Origin of the sequence: Methylosinus sp. KRF6 (assembly GCF_018887255.1) — a bacterium.
GTDB lineage: Bacteria > Pseudomonadota > Alphaproteobacteria > Rhizobiales > Beijerinckiaceae > Methylosinus > Methylosinus sporium.
Genome location: NZ_JAHLJF010000001.1, coordinates 2777591 through 2794926, shown reverse-complemented (window position 1 = coordinate 2794926; position 17336 = coordinate 2777591). Strand labels below are relative to the sequence as shown.

Below are 17336 nucleotides of genomic sequence, written 5' to 3'. Positions count from 1 at the left end.
TTTCGGCTTTCGCGTCAACCTTACCCTCGGATATAGATTGCCCCTACGTAAGAGGCGCCATTTTATGCCGCCCTAACTGTGCGGCATGTGTCTCGTGTTCGTGGGGAGTGTTGTGATGCGTTGTTTCAAAGCCCTCGGGCTCGTTCTCGTCGCGCTGTTCGCATCGATCGGCGCGGCTCAGGCGACCGTGCAAATCCATATCGATCTCTCGACCCAGAGAATGCAGGTCGAGTCCTCCAAAGGCTCCCATAGCTGGCCTGTCTCGACGGCGCGCGCGGGCTATGTGACGCCGCGCGGCGTCTATTCGCCGACCAGCCTGCAAAAAATGCATTATTCGCGCAAATATCACAATTCGGCCATGCCGCATTCGATCTTCTTCAACGGCGGCTATGCGATCCACGGCACCAATGCGACCGGCGCGCTCGGCCGTCCGGCCTCGCATGGCTGCGTGCGCATCTCGCCGGCCAACGCCGCGACGCTCTACAAGCTCGTTCAACAGGAAGGCGCGCAGATTTCCATCACCGGCTCGTCGCCCACGCGCTATGCGGCGCATAAGACGCATCGCGCCCAGGTGGCGAAGCTGCATCGGCCGCACCGCTCCCATGCGCTCGCCTATGGGCCGAGCCAGCGCTATCGCTCCATCACCTCGAGCGTGAAGAGCTGGCAATCCGCACCGATGACGAGCCCCTTCGGCTATTGACGTCGCGCAGCCGATTCAGCCGAGCGCGGCCTTTGCCGGCTCGGTCGCGAATTCGGCGACGGCCCAGTCTTTGAGCGCGGCGACCGCCGGACGGTCATCCGCGCCGAGCGGGTGGACGAAGTCATATTGCAGCCCGTCGAGCACGGGGCCGAAGGGCTGCGTGAGCGCGCCGGAGGCGAGTTCGGCGGCGACCAGCGACAGGCTGGCGAGCGCCACGCCTCGACCGGCGACCGCGGCGCGAATGGCGCTCTCCTCGTCCGCGACGACGATTCCGAGTTCCGGGTCGAAGCTCTTGGCGCCGCGCTCGTCGGCCCAGCGGCGCCAGCTCGGCAGGCGCGGGCCATTGGCGTGCGGGCCCCATTCGCGATGAATGAGCGTCGCCCCGGCGAGATGCTTGGGGCGGCGTATGTCGAGACGCGGGCTGCATACGGGCGCATAGCGATCGGTGAACAGCGGCGTCGCCACCTGGCCGGAATAGTGGCCGACGCCGCAGCGAATCGCGGCGTCGGCCTCGCCGGCGCGCAGATTGGCCGGCCGGTCGGAGGCGTGCAGCCGCAAGTCCCAGCCGGGATTGCGGCCGCGGAAGGATTCCGCGCGCGGCGCCAGCGCTCGCGAGGTGAAGGCGACAGTCGCAGAGAGGGTCGCCGCCTGCTTGCGCTCGGTCGGCCGGCGCGCGCGATCCACCGCCTCGGCCATGGAATCGAAGGCGACGCGCAGATCGAGATAGAGCGCCAGCCCTCGCGGCGTCAGCGCGACCTCGCGCGCCTTGCGCGTGAAGAGACGCAGGCCGAGCTCGGTTTCGAGGCCCTTGATCTGATGGCTGATCGCCGTCGGCGTGACGCCGAGCTCGGCGGCGGCGAGCTTGAAGCTCTCCCGCCGCGCGGCCGCCTCGAAAGCCCTCAAGGACACAAGCGAGGGCAGAGCCCGCATCGCCGCCTCTCATAAATGAGATTTATTCATCTCATGAAGGCGATCGGTCCGTTTGTCAAAGGCTTTGCCGTAAGATGATGAATGAATCCATTTCATCTGACAGCCCCTCCTTCTCCCGCTCGGCGGGAGAAGGAGCGCGCACGGAGATGGTTGAAAACCGGCATTCATCGCGCTCAAAACCTCGGCAGCTCTGGGAACGGCAGCTTGCCGCTCTGCACATGCATCATGCCGAGTTCGGCGCAGCGATGTAGAGTCGGAAACACTTTTCCCGGATTGAGCCTGTGCTGCGGATCGAAGGCGCATTTGACCCGCTGCTGCTGCGCCAGATCAGTCTCGTCGAACATCTCGCCCATCAGATCGCGCTTCTCGACGCCGACGCCATGCTCGCCGGTCAGCACGCCGCCGACTTCGACGCAGAGGCGGAGAATATCGGCGCCGAGCTTTTCGGCCCGTTCGATATCGCCCTCCTTGGAGGCGTCATAGAGAATGAGCGGATGCAGATTGCCGTCTCCGGCGTGGAACACATTGGCGACGCGAAGCCCGTGAAACTTCGCCAGTCCGTCCATGCGCGTGAGCACCTCCGGCAGCCGGCCGCGCGGGATCGTGCCGTCCATGCAGAGATAATCCGGGCCGATGCAGCTCACCGCCGGAAAAGCGTTCTTGCGTCCGGCCCAGAAGCGTAGCCGCTCCGCCTCGTTCTGCGAGACGCGCGTCTGCGTTGCGCCTTCATCGCGAGCGATGCTCTCGACGACGGCGACGAGATGATCGACCTCGGCCGGCGTGCCGTCCAGTTCCACGATGACGATGGCGCCGGCGTCGAGCGGATAGCCGCAGGGCTGGAAATTCTCGACAGCGCCAATGGTGGCGGCGTCCATCATCTCGAGCCCGCCCGGAATAATGCCATGCGCGATAATGGCGCCGACACAGCGCGCGCCGGCCTCCACTGTGGGAAAAGCGAGCAGCAGGCCGCGGGCGGAAACCGGCTTTTGCAGCAGCCGCACCGTCACTTCCGTCACCACGCCGAGCAGCCCTTCCGAGCCCGTCATCAGCCCCATGAGATCATAGAGCTCGCTGTCCAGATGCTTGCCGCCGAGGCGCAGCACCTCGCCGCCCATCAGCACCATCTCGAGGCCGAGTATGTTGTTGGTGGTCAGCCCATATTTCAGGCAATGCACGCCGCCGGCGTTCTCGCCGACATTGCCGCCTATGGTGCAGGCGATCTGCGAGGAGGGATCGGGCGCATAATAGAAGCCCGCATATTCGACGGCTTTCGAAATGGCGAGATTTTGCACGCCGGGCTGCACGCGCGCGCAGCGATTCTCGAAATCCACCTCCAATATGCGATTGAACTTGGACATTCCGAGCAGAATGCCGTCCTCGAGCGGCAGCGCGCCGCCGGAGAGCGAGGTGCCGGCGCCGCGCGGCACCACTTTCACACTCATCTCCTGCGCCAGCGCCATGATCGCGCTCACCTGCGCCACCGTCTCCGGCAGCGCCACGACCAGCGGCAGAGCGCGATACATGACCAGCGCGTCGCATTCATAAGCGCGGCGCGCGGTTTCGTCCGCGATGACATTGGCTGCGGGCAGAATGGCGCGAAGGCGCGCGATCAGCTCCTCGCGGCGCGCCATTATCGCCTGCTCGGGCAGCGGCATGAGGAGGGACATGCGGTCTCACTAAATTGCCGAAACTGCGGCTCGGCGCTGCGGCCGGCTTGCGCGTCCCGGCCGTGTCGTGCTCGTAACCTCCCTATTCGAGCGGGCGCCGACGTGCAAGAGCGGCGCTCGCTGCGGTTGCGAAGAAGAGGACTCCCAGACGATGAAGACCAGATTCGCTCTCACTCTCGCCGACGCCAGACATGTCGCCGCCACGGCCGAGGCCGAAGCGGTGAAGAATGGCTGGAGCGTCGTCATCGCCATCGTAGACGAGGGCGGTCATCTCGTGCTTTTGCAGCGCATCGACGGAACGCAGCCCGCCTCCGCCGAGATCGCGACGCAGAAGGCGCGCACAGCGGCCTTGTTCAAGCGTCCGAGCAAGGCGCTCGAGGACATCGTCGCCGGCGGCCGCGTCGCCATGCTCAGCCTGCCCGGGATCACGGCGGTGGAAGGCGGCCTGCCGCTCGTCTATCGCGGCGATATTGTGGGAGCGATCGGCGTCTCCGGCGTGCAATCCTTCCAGGATGGAATCGTCGCGAAAGCGGGGGCCGATAGCCTGGATGATGGGCAATCATGACGAAAAGCGGCGATGATTCGGCGCTTCGACTCCGTTGCGCCGCTTTCGCGCCTCAATCCATTATGGGGCCGGATAGCGCCATCAGCGCCGCGACGACGCTCTCGGGCGAAATATTTTCTCCGCTGGCGAAATCGATGAGCAGCGGCTCGTCGCCGCAAATATGCGCGAGCAGAGCGATCTGAAAGCCTTCCTCGCCCATCAGCGCGCGAATATCGCCAGGATCGACGCCGGTGAGCGCCAGAAAGCGACCCATGCGATCATCATCCGCAGCCAGAAAGACCAATGATCGCAACGCCATAGATCGGGCTTCCGATTTCGATGGCGCGGCTGCCCGCTTTTCGCCACCGAGACGGTGTCTAGTCTTTTCGATTTTCATTTCATCAATCTTCATCTGCTAACCCGAAGGCGAGATCGTCTTCGAATGCACCGGCTTTCGATTTCGAGACGAGACGGAACCTTCCGCCGCCGCCTTCGGGAACGAGACGCCAATGGGCGCGCGCCGCGCCGAAACGAGAGCAGAATCGCGAGAGTCGCAGCCAATGCCGAAAACAGTCCTCATCGTAGAGGATAATGAGCTCAACATGAAGCTCTTCAACGATCTCCTCGAGGCCAATGGGCATTCGACGCTGCAGACAAAGAGCGGCGTCGAGGCGATCGCGCTGGCGCGCAGCCACTCGCCGGACCTCATTTTGATGGACATTCAGCTGCCGGAAATCTCCGGGCTCGAGGTCACGCGCTGGCTCAAGGACGACGAGCAGCTGCGCTCCATCCCGATCATCGCCATCACCGCCTTCGCGATGAAGGGCGATGAGGAGAAAATTCGCCAGGGCGGCTGCGAGGCCTACCTCTCGAAGCCGATCTCCGTGGCCCGCTTTTTGGAAACAGTGAACGCTTTTTTGGTGGACAGGTGAGAGGCCGAGCGTCATGACCGCACGCATTCTGATCGTCGACGATCTTTTGCCCAACATCAAATTGCTCGAGGCGCGGCTGACCGCCGAATATTTCGACGTCCTCTCGGCGACCAACGGGCCGGAGGCGATCGCGCTCTGCCGCGAGGGACGCTGCGACATCGTGCTGCTCGACGTCATGATGCCCGGCATGGACGGCTTCGAAGTGTGCCGGCGCCTCAAGGCGGATCCCGTCACCGCGCATATTCCGGTGGTGATGATCACGGCGCTCGATCAGCCGGCCGACCGGCTGCGCGGCCTCGAGGCTGGCGCCGACGACTTCCTCACCAAGCCCGTCGACGAGATCGCGCTCATCGCGCGCGTTCGCTCGCTCGCACGCCTCAAGGTGATGCTCGACGAATTGCGCGCCCGCGCGGACACTTCCGCCAGCCTCGGCCTCGGCGACAAGGGCGCGCGCGCAATGGCCGACGCCGGCAAGAACGGCCGCATTCTCGTGCTCGAGGATCGCGGCGGCTCGGCCGAGCGAATCACCATTGCGCTGCGCGATCAGCATGAGGTGACGATCGTCTCCGATCCGCAGGACGCGCTGTTCCGCGCCGCGGACGGCGATTTCGACCTCATCGCCGTCAGCCTCGACCTCGAGGGCTTCGACGCGCTGCGCTTTTGCAGCCAGATTCGCTCGCTCGAGCGCACGCGCGCGCTGCCCATTCTCGTCATAGCCGAGACCGACGACCGCAATCGCGTATTGCGAGGGCTCGATCTCGGCGTGAATGATTATATTCTGCGTCCGATCGACCGCAACGAGCTGGTCGCCCGCGTGCGCAGCCAGCTGCGCCGCAAGCGCTACGCCGACAGCCTGCGGTCCGATCTGCAGGCCGCCATCGAGCTCGCCGCCGTCGATTCGCTGACCGGCCTCAACAACCGGCGCTATCTCGAGAAGCATCTCGCCGCTCTGCTCGACCAGGCCGCCCATAAGGGCCGCGCGCTGACGCTGATGATGCTCGACATCGATCACTTCAAATCGGTCAACGACACCCACGGCCATGACGCCGGCGACGAGGTGCTGAAGCATTTCGCGCAACGCATGAAGCGCGTGGTGCGCAGCGCCGATCTCATCTGCCGGCTCGGCGGCGAGGAATTCGTCATCGTGATGCCAGACACGCCGCTGGTCGTCGCCGCCAAAGTGGCCGAGCGCGTGCGCGCCGCCATACAGTCCGAGCCTTTCTGCATCGACCGGAACGGCCGCGCCATTCCGGTGACGACCTCGATCGGCATCGCCGAGCGCGGCAAGGACGCCAACGCCGAGGCGCTGCTGCGCCGCGCCGACAAGGCCCTCTACGAGTCGAAGAGCGGCGGGCGCAATCGCGTCACCGCCGCCGCGGCCTGATTTCTCCCCCTACCCTGCCAAAAAAAGACCCGCCCGAGACCATCGTCATCGGGCGGGGTTGAAAGTTGGGAGCCCCACTCGGAGGAGAGCTTCCGAGTGAAGAGGAGAGGCGCGCGCCATCTATGGGCGCTGCGCCGATGGGATCGCCCGATGAGCCTGCGAGCCCACGCGTTCGAGACGCGCGATCGCTCGGCGAGACACAGGCGGAAATTCATCGATTGAAGGACGGGGAAGAGTCGATCGCTCTCCAATCCCGCTTTCAGGCGTCGCGATCGGCGGCGAGAGGCGCTTCGATCGTCAGACGCGGCCTGTTCCCGGCTCGGAGACGGCGAAACGCGTCCCCGATGTCACAATGGGATCAGGCGAAGGCGGCGGGTGGCGCGCGTGGCGAGAGGGGCCGCAATTCCGGCGGCGCAGCGGCAGCCACGGCCGTCCGATCGTCGAAGACCGGGGGAGAGGCCGCAGGGAAGTCGAAAGCGAGGACGATGACCACCGCATCGGAGCCATCGACCTCGGCCGCCGAGCTGCAATGGAGCATGCAGCAAGGGCCGACATGCTTCTCGACAGGCGCGGTGTCGGAGGAGGGAGAACCCGGCTGAGCGGTGACGCAGACGACGCCGAACGCGCCGTCCTGGGCCATCGCCCCGGTCGCGAAGCCGATGGCCACGATCTGCGACAGAAGGACAGCAACCGTCATCATGCCGACGACGGCTCTCGCCATTCTGAAGATCGAAAGGGTCTCGACTTGCACGGGCCGCCTACTCCGAGCTGCGAGAGGCCACGCTAGGGGAGCGGCCGCGAAGGGTCAAGGCGCCCTCGAAGGCTCTCCTGCGGCAAGTTGTCGCGCGCAAAGGCAGAAGCTCAGCGATAGCCTTCCTCGGCCAGCACCTGCCGCACAGCGGGCCGCGTCTTCATCAGCTCGTAATGGGCGCGGCAATTGACCGGCAGCTCCATGCCGATCTTGTCGGCCCAGAACTCCACATAGAACAGGCCCGCATCGGCGATCGAGAAGGCGCCGACGGCGTAGCTCTCGCCGTCGAGGTCGCCGTTCACTTTCGAGAGCGCCTCGGCGACGATCTCGCGCCCCTGCGCCTTCACTGCCTCTATGTCGCCCGCGACGGCGTAGCGCTCCGGCGTGAAGACGCGGCGGAAGCCCTCGCCATGAATGTAGCGCGTCGCGAAATTGAGCGCTTCCATCGCCCGCTCCTTGCCGGCGGGGTCCTCGGGCAGCAGCTTGCGGCGCGGATAGGTCTCGGCGAGCCATGTCGCGATCGAGACAAAATCGCAGAGCGCCGTGCCGTCGTCGCGCACCAGCGTCGGTATCGTGCCATGCGGGTTGATGGCTAGATATTCCGGCTCGAGATGATCGCCCCGCGGCAGATTGAGGATATAGGCCTCGAAGACGAGGCCGATCTCCTCGAGCAGAATGTGAATTCCGGTCGAGCAGGACCCCGGCGTCATATAGAATTTCATCGCGCGCCTCCGCTATCGCGGGAAGCAAGTTGCGCGCCGAAAGGCCCATCCGTCGCGCATTCGCGCTCTTCCTTCTCCCACGAGTGGGAGAAGGAAGAGCGGCGTATCAGTCTGCGAGCTGCCTCAGCACATAAGGCAGAATGCCGCCATTCTTGAAATATTCGAGTTCGTCCAGCGTATCGATGCGCGCCAGCAGGGGAACGCTCAGAACCTTGCCGTCGGGATAGACGATCTCGGCGTTGAGCGTCTGACGCGGCGCCAGCGTGTCGCCGGCGAGACCACGGATCGTCACCTTCTCCGCGCCGGTGAGGCCGAGCGAGGCCCAGCTCGTCCCCGCCTCGAAGGTCAGAGGCAGGATGCCCATGCCGACGAGATTTGAGCGGTGGATGCGCTCGAAGCTCTGCGCGATGACGGCGCGCACGCCGAGCAGCATGGTGCCCTTGGCCGCCCAGTCGCGCGAGGAGCCATTGCCATATTCGGCGCCGGCGAAGACGACCAGCGGCGCGCCCTCCTCGGCGTATTTCGCCGCGGCGTCATAGATGGAGAGCGTCTCGCCATCGGGGAAATGCTTGGTGTTCCCGCCTTCCGGCACATTTCCGGCCTCGTCGCGCAGAATATGGTTCTTGATGCGGATATTGGCGAAAGTGCCGCGCATCATCACCTCGTGATTGCCGCGGCGCGTGCCATATTGGTTGAAGTCCGCCGGCGCAACCTGACGCTCGGTGAGCCAGCGTCCGGCCGGCGAGGCGGCTTTGATCGAGCCGGCCGGCGAGATGTGGTCGGTGGTGATCTTATCGCCGAACAGCGCGAGAATGCGCGCCTCGACGATATCCGTGACGGGCTTGGGCTCTTTGGTCAGCCCCTCGAAATAGGGCGGGTTGCGCACATAGGTGGAGCCGCCCGACCATTTATAGGTCTCGCCCGACGGCGCATCGACCTTGCGCCAATGCTTGTCGCCCTCGAACACATCCGCATAGGTGTCGCGGAACAGCGAGCGCGTCACATTCTTGCGGATGTATTTCTGAATGTCGGCGTTGCTCGGCCAGATGTCGCGCAGGAACACCGGCTCGCCCTTCTTGTCATGGCCGAGCGGCTCCTTGGTCAGATCCTTGGCCACAGAGCCCGCCAGCGCGAAAGCGACGACCAGCGGCGGCGAAGCGAGGTAGTTCGCCTGCACATCCGGATTCACGCGGCCCTCGAAATTGCGATTGCCCGACAGCACCGCCGCTGCGACGATGTCGTGGTCATTGATCGTCTTGGAGACGGGCGCCGGCAGCGGGCCAGAATTGCCGATGCAGGTGGTGCAGCCGAAGCCGACGAGATTGAAGCCGAGCTTGTCGAGATCCTTCTGCAGCCCGGCCTTGTCGAGATATTCGGCGACGACGCGGCTTCCCGGCGCGAGCGAGGTCTTCACCCAGGGCTTTACCTTGAGCCCGCGCTCATGGGCGGCGGCGGCGAGCAGACCGGCGCCGATCAGCACGCTCGGATTCGAGGTGTTGGTGCAGGAGGTGATCGCCGCGATCACCACATCGCCATGGCCGAGATCGTAATTCGTCCCCTCGACCGAGAAGCGCTGCGTCACATCGCCGGGCTTCTTATATTCACTCGCGAGCGCGCTCGCGAAAGCGGTTCCCACATCCTCGAGCGCGACGCGGCCCTCCGGGCGCTTCGGCCCGGCGAGGGACGGAACCACGGTCGAAAGATCGAGCGAGATTGTGTCGGTGAATTCCGGGTCGGGCGTGTCGGCCTCGCGGAAGAGACCTTGCGCCTTTGCATAGGCCTCGACGAGATCGATGCGCGAATTGGAGCGGCCGGACATTTTCAAATAATCCAGCGTCTCCTCGTCCACCGGGAAGAAGCCGCAGGTCGCGCCATATTCCGGCGCCATATTGGCGATGGTCGCGCGATCGGCGAGCGAGAGATGCGGGAGCCCCTTGCCGAAGAACTCGACGAATTTGCCGACCACGCCCTTCTTGCGCAGCATTTGTGTGACAGTGAGCACGATATCGGTGGCGGTCACGCCCTCTTTCGGCTCGCCCGTCAGCTCGAAACCGACGACCTCGGGAATGAGCATCGAAAGCGGCTGGCCCAGCATGGCGGCCTCCGCTTCGATGCCGCCGACGCCCCAGCCGAGCACGGCGAGACCGTTCACCATTGTGGTGTGCGAATCGGTGCCGACCAGCGTGTCCGGATAGGCGTATTCGATCGTCTCTTTCTTGCCATTGGCCTTAATCTTCTCCTTCTTCGTCCAGACGGTCTGGGCGAGATATTCGAGATTGACCTGATGGCAAATGCCCGTGCCCGGCGGCACGACGCGGAAATTGTCGAAGGAGGATTGGCCCCATTTCAGAAAGCGATAGCGCTCACCATTGCGCTCATATTCGAGCTCGACATTGGCCTCGAGCGCTTTTTTCGTGCCGAATTCGTCGACGATGACCGAATGGTCGATGACGAGATCGACCGGCACCAGCGGATTGATCTTCTGCGGATCGCCGCCGAGCGCGACAAAAGCGTCACGCATCGCCGCGAGATCGACGACGGCGGGAACGCCGGTGAAATCCTGCATCAGCACGCGGGCCGGGCGGAAGGCGATCTCACGCTCGGCCTTGCCCTTCTCGGTCAGCCATTTGGAGAAGCCTTCGATATTCTCCTTGGTGACGGAGCGGCCGTCCTCGTTGCGCAGCAGATTCTCGAGCAGCACGCGCAAGGAATAGGGGAGGCGCGAAACGCCCTCGAGGCCATTGGCCTCGGCCGCCTTCAGCGAGAAAAAGTGATAAGTGTCGTCTCCGACCTTTAGCGTCTCGAGGGATTTGAAACTGTCGAGCGACGGCATGGGAATTCCTCGCAGAGAGCGAACCGGGCATTTCGCGTCTTGTAGGAAATTCCATGCCGTACGGCTATTGGAAAAAACCTGCCTTTTCGTCTGGAGCGGCGGCGTGGGCGCGCCGTCGCTCGCGCTTCGGCGCGCCCTCTGTCTTCGGTCGTGAAACGGCTTCGTTCGGGTGACGTAAGTCGTCACCCGAACGAGTTCGCGGCAGCGCTGCGATCGCTTCGCCTTCACCGACCTGATGGGCGGCGGCGGCGATCACGACAGATAGAAGTAGCCGTACACGTCGCCCGAGAAATTCCGCGCTCCCTGCCAACCGGCATATTGCGTGGCCGCGATCAGCGTTCCGACCGGCGTAAAATTCTCATAGACATAGATCGTCCCCGAATAGGGGGTGATCTCGATATGCAGGCGCACCTGCACCCCCACCAGGCTCTCGGCCGGGGGCAGCTGTCCCGAGAAATACACATTCGACATATTGATCCCGTCGGGCTGGAAGTTGGCGCCCGTCCCGGTGAAGGTGACGTTCCGGTTGCCGATGGCCATCGGGCCGGCGGTCACGACGATATTGCCCGGCCCGCAGGCGCAGGGGCTCGCGCTGATGCAGAAATAGCCGCAAGCTTGCACTTTGGGTTGGCATCCGCATTTGGACTCCGGCTGAGATCGCAGCAGGGTCCCGATCGCGGCGTTTTGCTTCCCCGCCGCTTCGCTGCGGGCGATTTCCTGATCGAGCGCGGTTTTCGACAGAATGGCGAGAGCGTCCGCGTGTTCCTTGCTGACCTCTTGGAGGGTATTCGACATGTCTCACTCCGATTTTGAATCTTTAAAAATTTTGTATTTTCCAAAAATGGCCCGCATCTCCGTGAACTCTCACGAGGCACGGTAGCATAGGGCCGATTGACACAAGTCTAAGTTGTGTCGGGGCGCAATATCGCCGCGGAACCGCGTCCCGGCAATTGGTGCATGGCCTCAACTCGGAATGTTTTTTCCCCTAAGCGCCAGCCACCAAAAAAATTGCCTCCGGAGCGCCATTGCGATCGCGCTGGCCCGGCGCCGAATGGAACGCGAAGCCGCGCCCCGCTCGGCGTCCGAGCCGCCCGTCGGCGCGGCGCTCACCCGGCCTTCATCGCCTCGGGCTTGGTCTTGGCGCGCTTGACCATCAGCCGGTTCAGCGCCGCCACGTAAGCGCGCGCCGAGGCGACCAGCGTATCCGGATCGGCGCCGCGGCCCGTCACCGATTTGCCGTCCTCCGAAAGACGCACAGAGACTTCCGCTTGGGCGTCGGTGCCTTGCGTTACGGCATGGACCTGGAACAATTCGAGCGCCGCCTCATGCGGCGCCAGCGCTTTGATGGCGTTGAAGATGGCGTCGACGGGACCATTGCCGGTCGCCTGATGCGTTTTCTTCTCGCCGTCTATGTCCAGGGTCAGCGCCGCCGTCTGCGGGCCGGCGGTGCCGGCGATGACGGTGAGCGCCGCGACCTTGATATGGTCATTGGCGGTCACGATCTCGTCGTCGACCAGAGCCACGATGTCCTCGTCATAGACGAGCTTCTTGCGATCGGCCAAATCCTTGAAGCGCTTGAAGGCGTCCTCCAGCGCATTCTCGCCCAGCTCATAGCCCAGCTCTTTGAGCTTCTCCTTGAAGGCGTGGCGGCCGGAATGCTTGCCCATCACCAGCGAGGTCTTGGACACGCCGACGCTCTCCGGCGTCATGATTTCGTAGGTATGCGCATTTTTGAGCATACCATCCTGATGGATGCCGCTCTCATGCGCGAAGGCGTTCCGGCCGACGATGGCCTTATTATATTGCACCGGGAATGACGTCACCGCCGAGACGAGTTTCGACGCGCGCGTCAGCAGCTCGGCGTCGATATTGGTGCGGAAGGGCAGCGCATCGGGGCGCGTGCGCGTCGCCATCACCACTTCTTCCAGAGCGGCGTTGCCGGCGCGCTCGCCTATGCCGTTGATGGTGCATTCGATCTGCCGCGCGCCGCCGCGCACGCCGGCCAGCGAATTGGCGACCGCGAGGCCGAGATCGTCATGGCAATGGACCGAGAAGATCGCCTTGTCGGCATTGGGCACGCGCTCGCGCACCATGCGGAACAGCGCCTCATATTCCTGGGGCGTGGCGTAGCCCACCGTGTCGGGAATGTTGATCGTCGTCGCGCCCGCATTGATCGCCGTCTCCACGCAGCGGCACAGGAAATCATGTTCCGTGCGCGTGCCGTCCTCGGCCGACCATTCGACGTCCGCGACGTGATTGCGCGCCCGCGAGACGGAGGAGGCGATCATCTCCAATACTTTTTCCGGCTCCATCTGGAGCTTGTATTTCATATGGACGGGCGAGGTGGAGATGAAGGTGTGGATGCGCGCGTTGCGGGCGTGACGCAGCGCCTCGGCGCAGCGGTCTATGTCCTTGGCGGCGGCGCGGGCGAGGCCGGCGATCGTCGCGTTCTTCACGCGCTTGGCGATCTCGAGCACCGAATCGAAATCGCCCTGGCTGGCGATGGGGAAGCCGGCCTCGATGATATCGACGCCCAGCTCGTCCAGAATATCGGCGACCTCGAGCTTCTCCTCGAAGGTCATGGAGGCGCCGGGCGATTGCTCGCCGTCGCGCAGAGTGGTGTCGAAAATGACGACGCGATCGGCGTCGCGGGTGGCGGAAGCGTTATTGTCGGTCATGATATCGTCCTGAACTGCTCGGCCCGCTCTGCGGGCGCTCTCGTTTCGTCTTAGCTCGGCAGTCCCCTGAATGCCTGGGCCGGGCGGCCCTGGGGGCGTTCAGGGGCGACTAAGAAGCAGCAGGCTCGAAAGAAGACGTGCGGCATCACGCGCCGAGGAGCGCGCCGCGTCTTTCGTGATGGAGGCCATTGCCGCCAAGTTCAGTTCCTCGGTCTCGTCGGCGCTTCGCGGATCTGCTCATGAAAATACGCGCCTTCGTCTCGGGTTGCAAGCATGAGGACGCAAGAGGAAAAATGCAGCCCGCTCAGCCCGCCAGCTTCGCCAGCGCCTCGGCCAGAGCGCGCGTCTCTATCCAATCCAGAAAAACATCCGGGCAGCCTGGAGCCTTCACCGCGACCCCCTCCGGATGCGCCAGCGCCTCGAATTCATGATCGCTGGCGATGGGGCTCATGAAAATTTGCTTCTCGAGGCTGGCGCCATCGGCGACCGCCTTCAACGCCCGCGAGAGAATGCCGGCCTCATTGGGGGTCAGTCGCCGCACCGGCTGCTCGCCCATGCGAATCGTCACCAATGCGCCAAAATGCCGATGCTCGGCGGCGGCGACTTCGACGATTTGCGACATTCGCAGGCTCCTTTTGTCCGAGCCGTTCCCCAATCGATACGGCTGCATTTAACTATCAGACTGATTTTGCTGGCGCCGATCATTTTTTTGCGGCGCAGCGAACAAGGCACGATCCTTGAATCCCATCGGCTACGGGTCGGGCTCCGGTCGAGCGTCCGACAATCAAAATCCATACCTTCCCCGCCTGGGGGAGCGGGAGACGAGATGAGCTTCGACGATCGCGACACCATGCCGACGGACATTCGCGGCTACCATCGTCGCACGAAACATGCGCCGAACCGCTATGCGATGGGGCCGGGCTTTCTCGATTGGACGTCGCAGCCCTCGCCCTTCCGCCTCTTCGAAGGCGTGCGGCAGACGCCGCTGCCGATCATCGACGAGACCCCGGCCTTCCCCGGCCCTGCGCCGCAGCCTTCCGCGCTCGATCTTCGGGCGCTCGGCCTGTTTCTCGAGCTTTCCTTCGGCATAAGCGCCTGGAAGAGCTATGAGGGCTCGACCTGGGCGCTGCGCAACAATCCCTCCTCCGGCAATCTCCACCCGACCGAATCCTATGTGCTGCTCGATGCGGTGGAAGGCCTCGGCGGGAGCGCCGCTCTCTATCATTACGCGCCGCTGCTGCACGCGCTCGAGGAGCGCGCGACCTATTCGGCGCCGCGCGTGCTGCCCAAGGGCGGCTTTCTGCTCGCCCTCTCCTCCATTCCCTGGCGCGAGGCGTGGAAATATGGCGAGCGCGCCTTTCGCTATTGCCAGCTCGACGCCGGCCATGCGATCGGCGCCGTCGCCCAGGCCGCCGCCGCGCTCGGCTGGCGGGCGCAGGCGCTGGCCGATCCGTCCGACGGCGAGATCGCCGCGCTCATCGGCCTCGATCGCGACGACGCCTGGCACAGACGCGAGCCAGAGCATCCCGATCTGCTGATGTGGATCGCGACCGAGCCGGGACCGGCGACGCCGCTCGATCTCTTCGCTCTCATCGACGCGCCGCGCGAGTTTCGCGGCCAGGCCAATCGGCTGAGCGAGGATCACGACGGCTGGCCGATCATCGATCTCGCCGGGCAGTTCTGCCGCAAGCCGCGCCAGCCCAAGCCCCCGGTGCCGACGCGCGCGCAATGGCCGGCGCCCGGTTTCGAAGGCGTCTCCATCGGCGCCGCCGTGCGCAAGCGCCGCAGCGCGCAGAAGATGGATGGAACCACCTCCATCTCGCGCGAGGCCTTCGCCGCGCTCATCGCCTCGACGCTGCCGAGCGAATCCACTCTGCTCTCCGCCTTCCCCTGGGGCGCGGCGATCACGCTCATCCTCTTCGTGCATCGCGTCGATGGCTTGGAGCCCGGCCTCTATGCGCTGCAGCGCGACAGCGACGTCGCCGCGCGGCTGCGCGAAGCCTCGCGCAAGGATTTCGAATGGGCGCTGGTCGAGCTGGAAGGCCTGCCGCTCTATCGGCTCTATGCGGGCTCGGTGGAGAAAGAGGCGACCAAGCTCGCTTGTCTGCAGCCCATTTCCGGCAAGGGATGCTTCAGCGTCGCGATGATCGCCGAATTCGATCGCGCGCTCGCGGCGGACGGCGCCTTCGCCTATCGGCGCCTGCATTTCGAGGCCGGCCTCATCGGCCAGGCTCTCTATCTCTGGGCCACCGCGGCGGGGATCGCCGGCACCGGCATCGGCTGCTTCTTCGACGACACGGTCCATGAGCTTCTGGGCCTGACGCCGGGCGATATGCAGTTTCAGGACGTCTACCACTTCACCGTCGGAGGGCCTGTCGAAGACACGCGCATTCTGACGCTTCCCCCCTATCCCGATGACAGACGAGAGCGGCGATGAATATTCAGATCGAACGCCAATATGTCGAAGCGCTGATGGCGCGATTCCCGGCTCGCGCCGGGCTCGCCGAGCAATTGCGCTTCAGCGACAGGGTCGAAATCGACTTCGCCCATCTCTCCGACGAGGAGCTGACCTTTCTCGAGGAGCTCTATCGCGCGGCCGGCCCGGACATGCGCGCCCGCGCCGCGCAGCTCGCGACGCTGCGCGACGCGCTGAAGGCCGGCGGCAAGCGCTTCGAGGCCAATGAGCTCGAGCAGGTGCTGCCGGCGATGGTGCGTTATCTGACCGCAGACGCCATACGCGGCTGGCTGTTCACGGCGAGCGTCGCCTCCAAGCCTCTGCCTTACGTCATCACCCGCTTCGACTATGTGCCGGCCTCCAACGACGAGGCGGGCAAGGTGATGATCGAGCTGAAATCCAACGCCAAGGGCGTGCTGACCACCAACGCCATTCGCATCATGGCGGCGGAGGTCGCGGGGCGCACGATCAACGAGATCCTCGCCGCCAAGGGCTATATTCGCGAGACGCCGGAGCTGGTCGAAGCCTTCGACGCTGCCACCGAGACCTATTTCGACTGGCGCGGCCGCTATGGCCAGCAGTTCACCGGCCGCGGCACCGGCTTTCACGCCGAGGACCCCAACGCCTCGCATCGCGACACGGATTGGTCGCGCAAGGATGTCGTGGTGCTGTCGACCAGCGGCGGCGACGCGCGCCTCGTCAATGACGAGGCCATTCTCTCGGCACGCAGCCTGACGCTGGAATCGCCCGGCGACGTGCTCGGCAATTTCATCCGTAAAGCGTCGAAGAGCAATAAGTTCACTGTCGAGGACGAGCTCGCAGTGATGCAGCAGCAAATTCCGGAACATTTGTTCAAGCGTATTCCGGTGCATCCTTACATTCTGATGTTCCATCTCGATCTGCATCACCATGTGTGGGTGCATGTCGACGAGATGAAGCTCTATGAATATAAGCCCGCGCTGAAGCAGAAGCTGGTGCTGCCCGCCGAGCAGACCGATCTCATCGACATTCTGACCGCCGAGATGGACGTGCTGATGGACGATATCGTCGCCGGCAAGTCGGGCGGCACCACAGTGCTCTGCGCCGGCCCGCCCGGCGTCGGCAAAACCCTTACCGCGGAAGTCTATTCGGAGATCATTCAGCGGCCGCTCTATCGCGTGCATTCCGGCCAGCTCGGCCTCAATGTCGCGACGATGGAGACCGCGCTGAAGGAAATCCTCACCCGCGCGCAACGCTGGGGCGCGGTGATGCTGATCGACGAGGCCGACGTCTACATCAAGCGGCGCGACGACAATATCGCCATGAACGCCGTGGTCGGCGTGTTCCTGCGCGTGCTGGAATATTTCAACGGCCTGCTGTTCCTGACGACCAATCGCGTCGACGATATCGACGAGGCGATCGTCTCCCGCTGCATCGCGCTCATCAAATACAGCCCGCCGGACGATGACGCGAAGCGCCGCATCTGGCGCGTGATGTCGGATCAGTTCGAGCTGAAGCTCGCCGATGCGCTGATCGACGATCTCGTCACCGTCTTCCCCTTTGCGACGGGCCGCGACATCAAGGGCCTCGCCAAGCTGACGGCGAAATTCTGCCATCAGAAGCAAGTCTCGCCCGACATCGCCGTGTTCCAGCGCTGCGCGATCTTCCGCGGATTGGATGTGGTGCGCGGGGAGGAATTGAAGACCGCCGCGGAGTAGAAACGGGCGAGGTCTCGAGAGGAAGGGCGCTTCCTTCTCCCAC

At 64.2% G+C, this 17336-nt stretch carries 15 protein-coding genes; 6 read left to right on the top strand and 9 right to left on the bottom strand.

Annotation, left to right across the window (positions count from 1 at the left end):
• The first annotated feature begins 115 nt into the window (after positions 1-115).
• Positions 116-700, top strand: a complete 585-nt coding sequence (locus KP010_RS13350) for a L,D-transpeptidase (protein ID WP_166141372.1) — start codon at positions 116-118, stop codon at positions 698-700.
• A gap of 15 nt (positions 701-715) precedes the next feature.
• Here the strand turns inward: KP010_RS13350 and KP010_RS13345 are convergent, their stop codons facing one another.
• The gene (locus KP010_RS13345) at positions 716-1630 is read right to left on the bottom strand and encodes a LysR substrate-binding domain-containing protein (protein WP_166141371.1); all 915 of its coding nucleotides are present in this window, start codon (positions 1628-1630) and stop codon (positions 716-718) included.
• 173 nt (positions 1631-1803) lie between these two features.
• Positions 1804-3297: an FAD-linked oxidase C-terminal domain-containing protein gene (locus tag KP010_RS13340; RefSeq protein WP_108915393.1), complete on the bottom strand. Its 1494-nt coding sequence runs from the start codon at positions 3295-3297 to the stop codon at positions 1804-1806.
• A 151-nt stretch (positions 3298-3448) separates the two neighbouring features.
• Between KP010_RS13340 and KP010_RS13335 the strand changes: the two genes are divergently transcribed.
• Complete coding sequence (locus KP010_RS13335; protein ID WP_166141370.1) at positions 3449-3862, top strand: heme-binding protein; 414 nt, start codon at positions 3449-3451, stop codon at positions 3860-3862.
• Positions 3863-3914: 52 nt separating this feature from the next.
• On the opposite strand, the gene KP010_RS23085 is transcribed toward KP010_RS13335, so the two are convergent.
• Positions 3915-4238, bottom strand: a complete 324-nt coding sequence (locus tag KP010_RS23085; protein ID WP_255461777.1) for a DUF3572 domain-containing protein — start codon at positions 4236-4238, stop codon at positions 3915-3917.
• 163 nt (positions 4239-4401) lie between these two features.
• Between KP010_RS23085 and KP010_RS13325 the strand changes: the two genes are divergently transcribed.
• A complete protein-coding gene (locus KP010_RS13325; RefSeq protein WP_108915396.1) occupies positions 4402-4773 on the top strand; it encodes a response regulator in 372 nt (123 codons plus the stop codon).
• Between the two features lie 13 nt (positions 4774-4786).
• Positions 4787-6157, top strand: coding sequence for a PleD family two-component system response regulator (locus KP010_RS13320; protein ID WP_216280957.1), 1371 nt, complete (start codon positions 4787-4789; stop codon positions 6155-6157).
• A gap of 358 nt (positions 6158-6515) precedes the next feature.
• On the opposite strand, the gene KP010_RS13315 is transcribed toward KP010_RS13320, so the two are convergent.
• From KP010_RS13315 to KP010_RS13290, 6 genes are all read right to left on the bottom strand, one after another.
• Positions 6516-6878, bottom strand: a complete 363-nt coding sequence (locus KP010_RS13315) for a hypothetical protein (protein ID WP_142862790.1) — start codon at positions 6876-6878, stop codon at positions 6516-6518.
• A gap of 140 nt (positions 6879-7018) precedes the next feature.
• Positions 7019-7630, bottom strand: a complete 612-nt coding sequence (locus KP010_RS13310) for a glutathione S-transferase family protein (protein ID WP_142862791.1) — start codon at positions 7628-7630, stop codon at positions 7019-7021.
• A 106-nt stretch (positions 7631-7736) separates the two neighbouring features.
• Positions 7737-10463 (bottom strand): aconitate hydratase AcnA, encoded by a 2727-nt coding sequence (gene acnA / locus KP010_RS13305; protein ID WP_216280956.1) that lies wholly within the window; start codon positions 10461-10463, stop codon positions 7737-7739.
• Between the two features lie 252 nt (positions 10464-10715).
• On the bottom strand, positions 10716-11258 hold the full coding sequence (locus tag KP010_RS13300) for a hypothetical protein (RefSeq protein WP_108915401.1): 543 nt from the start codon (positions 11256-11258) through the stop codon (positions 10716-10718).
• 311 nt (positions 11259-11569) lie between these two features.
• Positions 11570-13141 carry a 2-isopropylmalate synthase gene (locus KP010_RS13295; protein ID WP_142862793.1) on the bottom strand — a complete coding sequence of 524 codons (1572 nt, stop codon included), beginning with the start codon at positions 13139-13141 and terminating at the stop codon, positions 11570-11572.
• Between the two features lie 304 nt (positions 13142-13445).
• A complete protein-coding gene (locus KP010_RS13290; protein WP_108915403.1) occupies positions 13446-13763 on the bottom strand; it encodes a hypothetical protein in 318 nt (105 codons plus the stop codon).
• Positions 13764-13967: 204 nt separating this feature from the next.
• On the opposite strand from KP010_RS13290, the gene KP010_RS13285 reads away from it, so the two are divergent.
• Both KP010_RS13285 and KP010_RS13280 read left to right on the top strand, forming a co-directional pair.
• Positions 13968-15578 carry a SagB/ThcOx family dehydrogenase gene (locus KP010_RS13285; protein ID WP_185966484.1) on the top strand — a complete coding sequence of 537 codons (1611 nt, stop codon included), beginning with the start codon at positions 13968-13970 and terminating at the stop codon, positions 15576-15578.
• Positions 15575-17293 (top strand): ATP-binding protein, encoded by a 1719-nt coding sequence (locus KP010_RS13280; protein ID WP_142862794.1) that lies wholly within the window; start codon positions 15575-15577, stop codon positions 17291-17293. Before KP010_RS13285 ends, KP010_RS13280 begins: the two co-directional genes overlap by 4 nt.
• Positions 17294-17336: the final 43 nt, after the last annotated feature.

Coding starts and splice junctions, on each gene's coding strand:
- KP010_RS13320 (WP_216280957.1), top strand. CDS start 4,787: ATGACCGCACGCATTCTGATCGTCGACGATCTTTTGCCCAACATCAAA.
- KP010_RS13280 (WP_142862794.1), top strand. CDS start 15,575: ATGAATATTCAGATCGAACGCCAATATGTCGAAGCGCTGATGGCGCGA.
- KP010_RS13285 (WP_185966484.1), top strand. CDS start 13,968: ATGAGCTTCGACGATCGCGACACCATGCCGACGGACATTCGCGGCTAC.
- KP010_RS13335 (WP_166141370.1), top strand. CDS start 3,449: ATGAAGACCAGATTCGCTCTCACTCTCGCCGACGCCAGACATGTCGCC.
- KP010_RS23085 (WP_255461777.1), bottom strand. CDS start 4,238: ATGAAAATCGAAAAGACTAGACACCGTCTCGGTGGCGAAAAGCGGGCA.
- KP010_RS13345 (WP_166141371.1), bottom strand. CDS start 1,630: ATGCGGGCTCTGCCCTCGCTTGTGTCCTTGAGGGCTTTCGAGGCGGCC.
- KP010_RS13300 (WP_108915401.1), bottom strand. CDS start 11,258: ATGTCGAATACCCTCCAAGAGGTCAGCAAGGAACACGCGGACGCTCTC.
- KP010_RS13290 (WP_108915403.1), bottom strand. CDS start 13,763: ATGTCGCAAATCGTCGAAGTCGCCGCCGCCGAGCATCGGCATTTTGGC.
- KP010_RS13350 (WP_166141372.1), top strand. CDS start 116: ATGCGTTGTTTCAAAGCCCTCGGGCTCGTTCTCGTCGCGCTGTTCGCA.
- KP010_RS13325 (WP_108915396.1), top strand. CDS start 4,402: ATGCCGAAAACAGTCCTCATCGTAGAGGATAATGAGCTCAACATGAAG.
- KP010_RS13310 (WP_142862791.1), bottom strand. CDS start 7,630: ATGAAATTCTATATGACGCCGGGGTCCTGCTCGACCGGAATTCACATT.
- KP010_RS13340 (WP_108915393.1), bottom strand. CDS start 3,297: ATGTCCCTCCTCATGCCGCTGCCCGAGCAGGCGATAATGGCGCGCCGC.
- acnA (WP_216280956.1), bottom strand. CDS start 10,463: ATGCCGTCGCTCGACAGTTTCAAATCCCTCGAGACGCTAAAGGTCGGA.
- KP010_RS13315 (WP_142862790.1), bottom strand. CDS start 6,878: ATGGCGAGAGCCGTCGTCGGCATGATGACGGTTGCTGTCCTTCTGTCG.
- KP010_RS13295 (WP_142862793.1), bottom strand. CDS start 13,141: ATGACCGACAATAACGCTTCCGCCACCCGCGACGCCGATCGCGTCGTC.